General features: G+C 43.2%; 5 protein-coding genes. 2 read left to right on the top strand and 3 right to left on the bottom strand.

The features are described from left to right. Positions 1-131: 131 nt before the first annotated feature. On the top strand, positions 132-2177 hold the full coding sequence (locus tag KIT90_RS00025; protein ID WP_032801937.1) for a hybrid sensor histidine kinase/response regulator: 2046 nt from the start codon (positions 132-134) through the stop codon (positions 2175-2177). 155 nt (positions 2178-2332) lie between these two features. On the opposite strand, the gene cqsA is transcribed toward KIT90_RS00025, so the two are convergent. The 3 genes from cqsA to KIT90_RS00010 all read right to left on the bottom strand — a co-directional run bounded on the left by cqsA (position 2333) and on the right by KIT90_RS00010 (position 6177). Next, positions 2333-3634: an alpha-hydroxyketone-type quorum-sensing autoinducer synthase gene (gene cqsA, locus KIT90_RS00020; protein WP_285374345.1), complete on the bottom strand. Its 1302-nt coding sequence runs from the start codon at positions 3632-3634 to the stop codon at positions 2333-2335. A 290-nt stretch (positions 3635-3924) separates the two neighbouring features. Further along, positions 3925-4869, bottom strand: coding sequence for a ribosome biogenesis GTPase YlqF (gene ylqF, locus KIT90_RS00015; RefSeq protein WP_009704187.1), 945 nt, complete (start codon positions 4867-4869; stop codon positions 3925-3927). A gap of 321 nt (positions 4870-5190) precedes the next feature. Further along, positions 5191-6177: a peptidoglycan DD-metalloendopeptidase family protein gene (locus KIT90_RS00010; protein ID WP_285374344.1), complete on the bottom strand. Its 987-nt coding sequence runs from the start codon at positions 6175-6177 to the stop codon at positions 5191-5193. 291 nt (positions 6178-6468) lie between these two features. On the opposite strand from KIT90_RS00010, the gene KIT90_RS00005 reads away from it, so the two are divergent. Next, positions 6469-14253: Ig-like domain-containing protein (locus KIT90_RS00005; protein WP_285374343.1), on the top strand; the 7785-nt coding region annotated here is incomplete at its 3' end.

Raw genomic sequence — 14253 nt, 5'->3', positions numbered from 1 at the left:
GCGTCGCGAAATATTTGATTAATGTCTCACTGCTTATGTGCGTTAACTAATATATAATTGGAAAGCAAATATAAACAAAACAATGCAAAACACAAAATCAGTAAACGCTAGGCTCAGTAGATAAAGTAAATATGGACGCGATTCGCAAAGTATATCAGTACGCAGAACCCAATCTTACCCTTGTAGGATGGATGGGTTTTGTCGGCTTTCCAATTTACTACGTGGTCTGGGCATTTATGTTCCCACAACCATACGAAAACTTGCCACTTCGTGTCCTTTGCTCAATTTTATTCTTCGGTATCATTTATCGTAACCGTGTGCCATTTGAATGGCGTCGGTTTTTACCTGCTTATTATCAAGTCGCCATAACGCTCTGCTTACCCTGTTTCTTCTTTTACATGTTGCTGATGAACAACTGGTCGAATGTATGGGTGATGTCGTTTATGTCGGCGATATTTCTTCATATTCTGCTCGTCCATATCACTTGGGTCATGTTTGCTCAGACCTTTGCCGGTATTGGGCTTGCGACATTCTTCGCTTGGATAGCGCAAGGGTTCCACCTCGAACTCACAATGGATTGGACACACGTTCCAATCTTCTTGTTTATCTACCTGTTCGGTAACTTGTTCTACTTCAGAAATCAGGTTGAGCACGAAGCAAAAGTATCATTGGCGAAATCTTTTGGTGCCGGCATTGCACATGAGATGCGAAACCCACTGAGCGGTTTGCTGACTTCTATTGATGTCATTCAATCGGTTCTGCCAAATCCAAAAGAGGGTAAGAAGGCGCAATACACGTTAAGCGATGAAGACGTGACACTGTTACGAGAAGTTAGCAGTGACGCGATGAAGATCATCCACTCAGGGAATGAAACCATTGATTTGCTGCTTACTTCAATTGATGAGAACCGTGTATCTCGCTCAACATTCAAAAAGCATTCAGCACAAACCGTTGTCGAGAGTGCGATCGAAAGTTTCAGTTACAAACGTTCCACCGACCGTTTCGCGATCTCTTTAGACGTAAGAAGTGAGTTCGATTTCTTAGGCAGCGATACATTGCTTAAGTATGTGATGTACAACTTATTCAAGAATGCGTTCCATCATCGTAGTTCCGAAGATTTCCATATTCACGTCACCATGTATAGCGATGAGTTCACTAACCAAATCGTGGTGACAGATAATGGTTCGGGCATTTCTCCGGATGTACTTCAGAGTATTTTCCAAGACTTTTATACCACGGGTAAATCCGGAAACTACGGCCTTGGTTTGCCTTTCTGTAAGAAAGTGATGCGCTCGTTTGGTGGCGATATCCGTTGTCAATCGGAAGTCGGCGAGTGGTCACAATTTACCATGACGTTCCCAACTATTGGCTCAAACGCAGTCAAAGAGATTAAGAGTGAATTAACGAAGCTAAAAACGATTTTGTTTGTGAGTGAGCAAAACATTTTAGTCTCGAAAGTCACTGATATTGCGCGCTTTATGGGATTCGAGCTCACGGTACTTGATGTACCAGCGATGATGAAGAAGAAAGAGTACGAATTCGAGTTTGATTTAATACTGATCGACATGGAAAGCTTAGACGTGCGAGGGAGTCACCTCGATAAAGTTGAATCTTTGCTCTCCTTTACTGAAGCACGAATCGTGTATCTCTTTGAGCACCATCCAATTCAACGCGCAAGAAACGTGTCTTTCGAGCCGATTTGGGTAGAAACCCAAGCATGGCTGCTAAACACCAGAGCAACCATCGACCGTCTGCTCTATGATGCAAATTACGTAGTGCCAGTGATGCCGGTGAAACCTCTGGATTCGACAAACAAGCGCACCATTATGGTGGTGGACGACAACGAGTCTTTACGCAAGTTTACGGCTATGTTGCTCGAGAAGCAGGGCTTCGACGTGATTCAGAAAGAAGATGGCCAGCAAGCAATCAACGCGTTAGATGCGAACGATGTCGATTTGATTTTAATGGACATTGAAATGCCTGTGATGGATGGTGTGGAGGCGTCCCGTCGGATTCGAGGTTCAAACAAGGCGTATTCAACGGTGCCTATCATTGCGCATACTGGCGACAGCTCACCGATTACACTAGATAAGATTGGCTCATCGGGGATGTCGGATTTCATCGTAAAACCAGCCGACAAGAACAGGCTGTTCGACAAGATTGCTAATTGGATATAACCTAGCGTTCTTAACCTAGTCGTCTTAACTCCTCGTATTGTTAACCCGGTATCACCACGGGGAAGCAAACGGTCATAATAGAGCTCAGCATAACGCTGAGCTCTTTGTTTTTCGGCAGTCACAAGCTTCCATTCAAACGTGCCGTTTATGATCTGTTAAACAAACTCTAGTTCTGGATGGTTATACGCTTCCTGACATGCTGTCAGCACATGGTCAATGTCACGAGACGTCATGTCGGCGTTGATTGAGAATCGAATAATGTTTTTATTCTTTCCCGTTGCCGGGCGACAAAATACAGCGCCAAAGACATTACGTTCTTCCAAGAAGTCACGTACTCGCTCGGTATTACGCTCGCTACCGCACTCTAACGCGATAATTTGTGATTCACTGCGGATATTAAAACCAATCTGCTTAAGGCCCGTTCTGAGCTCTTTAGCGCGATTGAACAACATAGTTCGTTTATCATCGGCTTCTTTAATCACTTCGAGCGTTTTCTCTAGTCGAATGACTTCTTGTGGCAGAACCGTTGAACTAAAAATGGCCGGGAACGCAACGAATGGTAACGTTCGCGCCAGTTTTTCTGGGCCGAGAATCGCTCCTGCTCGATAAGCAAAGGTTTTTGCCAGACTGACAGTAATGAAATCTACTTGATCAGTGAGTTCCAGCGCTTTTACCAAGCCAGAGCCGTTGGGGCCGTGTGTTCCTAACGAGTGGGATTCATCCACCACTAAAGCACAATCAAACTCACGCGCCATTTCGTAGATGTCGTGGAGTGGGGCGATCGTGCCTATCGTGCTGTAGACCGAATCTACCACGATAACGCCTGACCCATGACGCTGGATCTGCTTACGCAAGTGGCTCATGTTGTTGTGCATGAACGGATGCGCTTGTGCTCCTGCGGCCCGAATACCTTCCCACAAGGACATATGCGCAAAGAAGTCGATATAGACCGGCGTTTCAGGCGGACAAATGGTCTGCAACAATCCTATATTCGCAGCCCATCCCGATTGGGAAAGCAAGCAACTCCCCATGCCGACGTAATCCGCAAGTTGCGTTTCAAATGCAGGCTTCGAATCATCATCTTGCAAGAAAATCGCAGACATAACGACGTTATCATCATGCTCAGATATCGCATCTCGGTGAGCTTTTTGAATCTGTTGGTTATGAGATAGCGATAAGTAATCGTTACTCTGCATGACCACAGCTTCGGGTTGCGGTCGTTTCCCTAATACCAAGTGCTTTTGGTTCTCGTTCTGTTCAATCAGATCTTGAATATAAAAGTCCAGGCGTTCCTCAACAAAGGAAGGAAGTCGTTTCGTTTTCAGTTTATCACTCATAATAAGTTCTCTTCGTAATACAGAAAAACGCCAGCGCTGACAGTTATATAGTTTGACTAATATGAGTGAGGTGTCATTAGCCAAGTTGCATAAGTTTGCGTGCGCCTGCAAACTCGGCATTTAAGGGTTGGGTGAGCTTTGTAACTCCTTACCATTCGGGGGTCTAACTAAGATCGCGCTTAAAAAATAACCGTTAAAACACATAATTAATATTTATGAATTTGTTCGATTTTTCCTACAAAATTTAACTGGAGGACAAATTGTTAGTGGATGTAGGTAGCGCTACGTTTAGTGGTTTTCATTCCATAAATAATGAGAAAAGCGTCGCTCTTTTGCACTGCAATGAAAAAATTTAAGCATAAAAAAAGGCACGTGTATCACGTGCCTTAGGAGGGAAGTTAAGAGAGGGATTATCGCTTGTTACGAAGGTAACGCTTACGACGTTCTTCTTTGCGTTTTGCTTTTTCTTCTTCTTTACGAGCGGTTTCAATCTCTACTTCAATCAATTCTTGAGTGATCATCTCAGGCAGTTCAAGAGTGATTTGTCCCAATGTGCCTTGACGAAGTTCATGAAGAAGGATCTCAGACACTTTGTGAAGGTCTACTCGTCCGCCAGCACGTAATGCACCGCGGCGACGACCGATCTCTTCCATCATCTCGATATCCGATTGTGGCAGTTCGTCGATTTGGTAGCGCTCTTTTAGCTTTTCAGGGTAGTGAGCCGCTAGGTATTCCACCGTGTAGAACGCGACTTCATCGTATTCCATTGCAGTGTCCTTTACCGCGCCGGTTGCAGCAAGACGGAAGCCACTGTGTGGGTTTTCTACTTTTGGCCATAGAATCCCCGGAGTGTCAGAAAGAACGATACCATTTTGAAGGTTAATACGTTGCTGACGACGTGTAACCGCTGGTTGGTTACCCGTCACTGCGATAGTGCGGCCCGCTAACGCATTGATAATGGTGGATTTACCAACGTTTGGAATACCCATGATCATGGTACGAATGTTCTTGCCAATTTCTTCACGATGCGGGGCAAGTTTACGTACCAACTCCATAATTTTTAGGACTTCAGCCTGTTGAGAGGTGGTAATAGCAATCGCTTTTACGTTGTGCTCTTTCTCGAAGTGGTCAATCCAAACTTGAGTTAACTCCGGGTCCGCAAGATCACGTTTGTTAAGCACTTTTACTACTGGCTTATCGCCTTTGAGCTCCGCGATCATAGGGTTTTCACTACTAAAAGGGATACGAGCATCAAGCACTTCAATAATGACATCTATTTGAGGGATCGCTTCTGCAATCTCTTTTTGTGCTTTATGCATGTGGCCCGGGAACCACTGGATAGAGTTGTTAACCATTTGAAAAATCGCCTTATTGTTTCATGGTTATGCTGGTGGGTTACTTAGCTTAGTTACATCATTTATGGGGATGTTTAGGGAGTGGAGTAATCATCACCACTCGTTACCACTACAGCGAGTCATGTGAGGATCTTAACACTTTATTGAGAGAGCGGAAATGTTAGAGCAGACTGACAGACAGATATTTAGGGGCTTAAGCCCTGTTTTAGCGGCAATGCGGTTACTTTCAAGTCGAAGGGTGTTCTCTTTCAAGCGTAATCAGCTCATTGTGTCGTAGAAAACTATGCCGCAATGAGCTGAATTAGAAGAGACAAGAGGGCGTTAAGAGGCGGAGTCGAGTAGTTCGTTGATCAGTTCTGCGCGCTCAGTTCTTGCAGCTAACATCATTTGCATGTTCACCGGTGGAGCAGGGTTAGTGCGGATGTAACGAGCGTAATCAACAGGCACACCATCCACAATTAATTCTAAGTGCAGGTGAGGGCCTGTTGTTCTTCCCGTATTACCAGTTCGGCCGATGGTTTGTCCTTTCGTTACGTGGTCACCCACACGAACATCGCTACGAGACAGGTGTAAGTAACGAGACATAGAACCGTTGGTGTGGCGGATATTAATGTAATTACCGGCAAAACGATTGTAGCGTGACTTCACGACGACACCATCTGCAATACTCTGTATTGGTGTTCCAATTGGGACGGCGTAATCAGTACCCAAGTGTGGTGCGATTAAACCTGTTACTGGATGTTTTCGCTTCAAATTAAAACCAGAGCTAATTTTGTACTTTTTCGCTAGTGGAAATGAATAATATGGCTTTCGAATTAACTTATTGCCATATTCATCGTATGCGTTATTGTCGCCATCGTTAATAACAAAGAAGTCTCTTTTACTACCGGAATAGTAAAAAGAACTGATGTATTTTTCATTATAACTATTGGTTCGGGTTTTTATTGAGAACTTGTCACCTTTTCTTACCGAACCAATAATGTCGAATTCATTTTCGATTAATTTTATCAAAGATTTTATCTCTCGCTGAGATAATCCTGCATTAATCAAAGAAGTCACGAAAGAGTAATCGATCACGCCTGTGGTGATCTTGGTTCGCTGAAAGTACGTCTCGTAGATGTGTTCGATGTTACTGTGGATTATTTTATTAGAAACAACGGCTTGAGGTTTTTGGGTGGCTACGCTTGGTTGCTCTTCAGGAGTAAGTAGATGATGAGTAAAAGACACGCCGGCAATGATGACGAATGCAATGAGCACAAGGGGTAGAGCAATGTTTTGTGTATGTTGTCTTAATATTAAACTTGTCATTAAATCGAAATTATGCTTAAAGGCGAAAAATTGAGGGGAGTATAATATTTAAAATAAAATCTTACACGCCGTTATAGCCAATTCCTGTGTTTTTACTAATTAAATAACGATAGATGTGAAGTAGCGCTGCTAAAGAGGTTTAAAACTACCTATTTTCTTAGCGTTTATGTTTGATTTTATGGTTATTTTGTCACGTTGAGAAAATCCTAGACAATAATATAATCGCGGCAAAATATACTCTGCCAAATTACTATGTTCACTAAAAATACGCTAAAACCAACGTTAGGTCTCATGGCTGCTTCACTTTTATTGAGTGCATGTGGCGGTGGGGATGGTGGTGACAATACACCGCCAGCTAGGAATACAGGAAGCATCTCAGGTAACGTTTTTGACGCTCCGGTCAATGGCGCCAAGATCGAGGTGTTTGAATACAAGGATGGAAAAGTCGGCAGATTGCTTGCAAGCACGACTTCTGATGCCTTTGGTGATTACAAGCTTGAATTCGAATCCTCTTCGATGCCTTTGTATGTCGTCGCGCAGCAAGGTAGCTACACCGATCCTCTCACAAAAGAAATTGTGTCATCGAGCGCGAATAAAACCTTGCGTTTAGAGGGGGTCGTGAACTTTAGTGAAGGTAGTGACCAAAAATTAATGCTCACACCACTGACGAATATCGTTTCTGGTTTAGCTAAGTTTAAGATTTCCGGTGGGGAATCTGGCTCAGATGCGGTCTCTGAAGCCTTAGATAGCATCAATGGGATGTACGGGTTCAATGTCAATGAAACCACTCCGATTGACATAACGAAAGGTGGTCAAAGTAGCTTTGCCACTCCTGGTCACCAATATGGAGCTTTGCTAACAGCATACTCTTCATTTTCTTATGATCTTATCGAAAAATACGGTCAGTCAGAAGATAACGTCTATACCTCAATGCATTTCGCTGACATTCAATTTCGTGATGTCATCGCTGATGGTCTTCTAGACGGCTTAGAAATCAGTGACTCGACAGGTGCAGTGACGCCGCTTACGTTTGGTCAGCAGAGAATTACCAGCGACATTTACACTCAAGATCTTTCTCAACACGTTTTGATTGTAGTGAACGACCCAGAGCTTAACATCTCAGGTACGGATGCTGATGATTACGTTGCTTTTAGTCAAAAAATTAATGACTTGGGAAGCCATGGTACGACCGATGGTGTTATTCCACCACGTGATGAAACCGAAATCGATACAACACCACCGACCGTAACGCGCACCGATAGTGATGTATTAGCAAGAACAGATAGCGTAGATATCAGACTTAATGATGATATCGGTGTTCAATCTGTTTCTGCTTATGTGCAATACCAATTACATGGTGCTTGGTCAGGCGAATTCAAATGTAACGACCAACAGACTTCTGGCAGTGAGTTTTGTTCGGTAGACGCAAGCGGATTTGAAGTCGGTGTTCGTGAAACAAACATCAAAGTAAGTGTCGATACAAAAGCCATTGATGCCGTTGAGATTGACTCAGACACAGGCCTTTCTAATGTAACAGCTGCTCGTTTGGTGTTTTACACGGCAGACGTTTTAGGTAATGAACTTGTTCCTGGTAGCAATTCAGGCCATTACATAAATTTCGAGTGGGATAATGATGCCCCAGTCATCTCTGTTACTTCTGCAAGCGCTATCAACAACGAACTTCAAGAGTACGTATTAAAAGGCATAGTAAAAGAAGCGTCTCAAGACATTAAGTCTGTCAGCGTTTCATTTAAAAGCGGGCTCCCAGAAGATGTGGCTTGTACTCCTGTAACGGCAGAGTCGGGCAGTGCTTGTGAATTTAGTAAAGCCTATTCGACGGACGAATTCTTATCTACGACTACGTTCGATGTTAAGGCCACTGACACCAAAGACAACGTCGGTGAATACCAGCATGCAGTAAGCCGTGACGATCAAGCTCCTGCTCAGATCATTACGTACCCTGAAGGGACATCGATGAACTACGTTAATGTGACCGTCGATGGAGAAAGGTCTACGTACGAAGGGGTTTACACGCAAGATACTTATACATCAGACAATGTTCAGTCGAGTAGAGACTACTTGAAGATCGATTATGTCTATGCTGCTTCTGGCTTGAAATCAATTGATGGCGTTGATTTCGCGAACTTTAACGTTAACCTGTTAAAACAGAATAAGATCCCTTACGTACGAGTTCGAGTTTCCGATGTGAACTCTGATACTGTTTTAGGCTCAAGTGCTGACAAACTTAAACTAGTCGTGAAGTACTACGTAAGCCAAAACAACGACAACAACTACGCATTTCAAAACACAACACAAACCGTGGCCTCGACGGACACTATCACCGCGAGTATTCCTCACGAAACTATTTTAGATAGCGAAGGCAGAGTCGATGAGGTTATTTACTACGTTCCTTTCGTAAAAGAGGTACTTGGTGATGGTTTTAAAAACGTTTCAGAAAACGCCAGTCAGAAACTGGTGATTCAAACCATCGACGAGTCCGACAATGAAAGTGCGACCCAAGAAGTTTACTTCCGAAGCAGTTTTGACCTACCTACGATGACGGTTGTGACCCCTTTCATTGGTGCACGTGTGCAATTAGAAGGTTTGAACCCAAATGGTGAATTCACCTCTCTAGCAAGTTGTACCACCATTCAGCAGCCAGAAAGTGATCAAACTAGCGCGCTTGATGTGGCTTCGTGTGAGACCACGACTGACGTTGTCAATTATGAATTCATGCGAGTACGTTTAATTGGTGTAGAAGGGACAGACCCTCACTACTACCAATGGAAAGATGATGCAGGCGCCAAAGCGAGCGTTAATCTAAACAATGCCAATATCGGCGCATATTTTGAACTTGACGGTTCGAATACGTATTACGTGACCGAGCTTGCCACTTACCAGACAGGTTTGTTCGATTATCGTTGGAATCAGGTAGAAGCCGGTGACAAAACGTCAGAACGCGCCTCACAAATTTTGACAGAAGTGAAATACGCTTTAGCGGGCGGTAACGAATCGTTCTTTGGATTCGATCCAACCGTAACGGCTTACGCTACAAACGAGATGCTGAAGGAGCCAATTCCTAGCGATCTCTCTAACGACTACCTGCATCGTTTTCTTGTTGAAGCCATTGACGACTTAGCTCAGGACACACCTCGTAATAACTCTTCTGATTTCGCCTCCGCTATTTATGACGATCTTAGCTACGATGGTAAAGCAAACGGAATTGGCGCTGGTGGGAATCAAATCAAATTGGATGATTACGAGTTCGACTCTGATACCTACCGCAAAGACCTTGCTCAGTCTTACTACGATATCATGACTGAAAAATACGGCATCCCAGATAATATTGCTCAGCTTTATGCCGATGATATTTCTACGGCTAATCCTAAACTTGGCGAAGACAATATCTTTGATAGTGGTGGCGGTAGTATTGATATTTATCCTCCGAAACAAACACTAACAATAGAGACTGGCCGTGAAACAATGGTTGGCAACAAGCGCTATATCGCGGGTGAAGTGGTATCTAGAGTAGTGTTAGAAGATCCATCTGGGGTTGTAGAGGAAGGTGACCAAGCCCCGAAATTCCAAAGTATGTGGTATGCAATGGGAGACCCTAATACTGAAATTCCATTGGAACTTAAACCACAAGAATCTGGCGATAGTAATAAATTTAGAAAAGAGTACTTCTTTACCCTGAATACAGAATCAACAGATCTCACCGATATCATCGAGTTTGCGCTAGAGACAGCGGCATTCGATACCAAAGGCAATGGATATAGCGAGGCGGAACCTCATGTTGAGAGTTTATACGTTGATAATGACTATCCGAAGGCGAGTTACATACCGCCTAAAGACACAGATAATCAACCTATTGGGGAAGATGTTTATCTGAACGCGAACTCTGTGCATGAGTTAACCTTCAAAGTTGAAGATGTAGTTGGTGACCAATTAGATAAAAGAAGCTTGTCATTTGTGAACTATTCGAACAACGCGACCGTTGAATACTCGAGCGAGCAGTTCGCTAGCAATCAACAAGATGCTTTTGTTGTAAAACTTTGTACAGGAGTACTTTGTGAGAGCCAAGGCAAAGTTATCTATCCTGGCGATGGTAACTGGAAAGTCAATGTTAATGCTGAAGATAACCTAGGAAACCTAGTTAACCAGCAAACTGTGAATGTGCCTAAATTCGACATACTAATTGACTCGGAAGCACCTGCAGTAAACGGTGGGGTAATTGACCAACGGTTGGGAGGGAACTCAGCGTGGGTTCCTGATATTGACGCCGGTGACTTAAGTCCACTGAGTGAAGTGCAAGTGGATATGAAAACTCAGTTTGGTAAGCGTTTTACGTTACAGCATTATGAAACTGAACCAGTTGAGAGTGAAGAGCCCTATCTATTTGGTACCCAACCGAATGTAGAGGTACGTCTAGTTGCTGACGCATTTAAATATGAAGAGACAAATACGTTCTATGTCAAGGCGATTGACAGCGCGTATCCTAAAGCGGAAGCAACTGGTGAGTTCATTTTTCAAGTAGATAACAAAGGCCCTGAGATTGAGCTTGCTACTCCTTGGGTGGTTGACAGCAACTCTGGAAAGAGTGGAGTGTTAGGTCCGAACTTTAAAGTTAGCTTAACCTCTGTGAAAGATGATTCAAAAGTGAGCAATGTAGAAATTTGGCAGGTTGGAAGCAGTGAAGCGATACGTTCAATTGAACCTAAAGACCCTGCTCAGCCTTTCGACATTGAGATCAATAGTACTCAAAGTGGCAATATTACGATCGATGAGAACAATAGAGCTGATCTATTTGTTAAAGCGATAGATGAATATGGCTTTTATTCCGATACAGAGGCAAGAAGCATAATCTTGGATCGGGAAGGACCTGACTTACAACTGAATGGGTTTAAGCCTGAAAGTTACTATCGTGGTGATTATGTCTTTACTCTTTATGCTCAAGACTTGAATGAAACAGGTGCGCCATCTACTGAAGGGGTAAACAAAGATACCCTGAAATTCAATAGTTTTATCGACACACCTTCTAATCCCGATACTCAAGTCGAAGAGGATATGAAGGTCAACTTAGGCGGACAAAATGACGGTGATAGCTCTACTAGAACTATAAGACTGAAGGGTGCTGATGTTCGTGGAAATACCACGGAAATAGACTATGAAATTAGGGTTCAAAATAAGCTGCCTACCATAAAGAGTGTGTCGTTTTCTTATGAAGATGGGACAGAGATTACAAATGGATTAATTACACGTAATGATCCTGTGATCATTACCATCGATGCTGAGGACGCAAGTGGCATTCCTCAAGTAGAAGCTACTTATAAGTACGGTGATACAACAAACAGTATACAATTCAGCGAAGAGGAGTCTGGAAAATGGAAAGGCAGGCTAACTTCTGCCGAGCTTTCTAATGACGGTAGCTACGAGTTGAAATTTAAAGTATACAACAATGTTTTATACAACACCGGAGATCGCCCCGTAACTGAAAGATCCGAAATCATAAACGTTCAACGTGAAGGGGTGGTGCTATCAGTTGCTCAACCTGAGAACTTCCAAGCTCATATTTCCGGGAAAACGTTGGATGTAGAGTTCGGACCTGCGGGTGAGGTTAAAGCCGAGACGCTCGAGTGTTGGGTAAGAGAAAATTACACCTCGGACAAAGCGCCAGATGATGGCTCAAGCAACGCGTATTCTGGTGTGATCAATAATCCGCAAGAAAATTATAAGTGTAGTGTGACGACGGACGTAAATATGTCGGTATCGCCTGTCGTTTTAATCACCAGAACTGTTGGTAAGAACGATAAAGAGACGGTCAGTAAATTTAGCTTTAGCATGATGGATATTGATGCGCCAACCGCTCAGGAAGATACCTACCAGCTTGATAGCAACAATGTTGGTTTCGATGCTGATGGAAACAAAATCTTAAGTATCACTCTGAACTTTAGAGATAATTTATCCGGAGTGAACACTGAGCTAACTAAGCGTCCTGTACTGGTAAGAAGCAAGTTTAACCTAACGTTTGAGCCGAAAAGTTGTAGTACTAGTGCAGATCTCACTACGTGCACCTATACTGAGCTTTATTCAGACATTATCGCTTCAGGGATATCAAAGCATCTTTACACTATCAAGAACCTTTCCGATAGAGCAGGTAATGCAGCTCCTGATCATGCGTTAGAGTTGTTGTTGCCGCCACCTGGTTCAGTTCAGATCGCAATAACGAACCCTGAGAACGATAGTATTATCCGAGGTTCAGAACTTTCAATGGACTTCAAAGTGAAGGTTGGGAATAACTCTATCCTAGAAAATCTCATTGCCACAGTGGATGGTCAGTCATATAGCTTAAAAGATAACCCTGATAATTTCTCACGATTTAATGACTGCGGAGATGACTACTCATGCTCTACGTTTAAAGCGCCTCTTAGTGACACTTTAGATGGTCAGGTGATCAGTCCGTCCATTCAAGCGCTTGATGTATGGGAGGATTCAAGTTCAGCCAAAGTTGACGTGATGGTTGATAACAGCAAACCAATAATTGATAGCGATGTTACTGTCAGTGAATCACCTACAGACCCTAGTTTGGTTAGATTCCTGTTTTCTATCAGAGATGAAGGCAGCGGTATCGCTACTGTCAAATATACAACAACGAACCCGAGTCATGTTTTCAACAAAGAGGCAAGTGTGGATAACTCACATCTCTATTTTGAACTTCCAAAAACTGAATTAGAAGGGTTAAGTCAGCTTCGAGTTAGCATTCAAGCTACGGATAAAGTAGGTTGGAGTGAAAACCAGACAATCGATATTGATCTGACAGCGCCGACTATTACTCTCTCATTTAATGACATGACTAGCTTGCTGGGAGGCAAGCTAGCATTCACCAAAGAAAGTCAATCGTTCACGATTACGTCTACAGAGGGGGAGCATGTCAAGGCAATTCATTATTCCATTGATATGGTTCCAACAGCCGGAGAACAGCTTAATTTTGAGGGAAGAGTCGCGTCGTCAAGCGCGACTGGTACCATGGATTTTGCAATTGATGACCAAGCTGAATACATGTACAAAGTGACAGTCACTGACTCAATGGGACGTGCTGTTACAGACTTTAAGCTTTTTAATAAGACTTATGATGCCAAAGGTATCGAATCTGTTGTTGATCATGAGTTACCGGTTATCACTGGTATCACTGCGGATCAAGTTTCTATGACGCCGACGGATGATAAATATAAGTTGGATGTAACTGCTGATGTGACTGATAAAAACTTAAGTTCGGTAACATCAACGGCTGATAATGGTTCGGGTCTACCAGTAGGGCCGCAGTCAATCACGGAACCTACTAACGATGGCGACCCTTATGTGTTCCACTACTTATTATCGCCAGGAGATTACACGATAAAAGTAATCGCGTCTGATGCTGTCAGCAATCAAACGGAAAAAACGACAATATACAAAGTAGAAGCAGCAACAGTCCCTGAGCTAACAATATCGACTACAGCAAGCACACCTTTGGCTGGTGGCGTCGAAGTCCCACTTACGTTTACTTTTACTGAAGAAGTCACAGAATTCGATATTTCAGACGTAAAGTTAGATGAGAATAATGGTGGTGAGTTAAAACCTTTATCTTGGAGTACCACTGACAACATAACTTGGACAGTCAAATACATAACACCAGAAAGAGAAAATAAAGACATAACCATTCGGGTCGATGATGAGAGCTATAAGAGCATCAACACTATCCCCGGAAAAGGGGATAGTTTGGTTCTGGGGGTAGAAGGTGTGTTACCTACGCTTACTAAAGTAACGTTTGATCCACTGCATCAAGAAATTGGAAAGGCAGTAGACGTTAAGCTTGAGTTTGACAAAGAGTTGCAAGAGGCCACGGCAACATTGGGAACGAACAATGTTACTTCGCTAACGGCTGATCCTGCTGATAAGAAAGTTTGGACCGGAACCGTGAATGTGCCGGACTCACCAGAACTAGGCGTTGGCCTAGTGGTGAGCCAATATAAAGACTTAGTAGGAAATGTGGGCGAGGATAATACGTCATATGAATTGCCAATTACCCCAATCTTG

This window comes from Vibrio sp. B172a (assembly GCF_030248355.1).
Taxonomy (GTDB): domain Bacteria; phylum Pseudomonadota; class Gammaproteobacteria; order Enterobacterales; family Vibrionaceae; genus Vibrio; species Vibrio owensii.
This window is presented reverse-complemented; position numbering and strand designations above follow the sequence as displayed.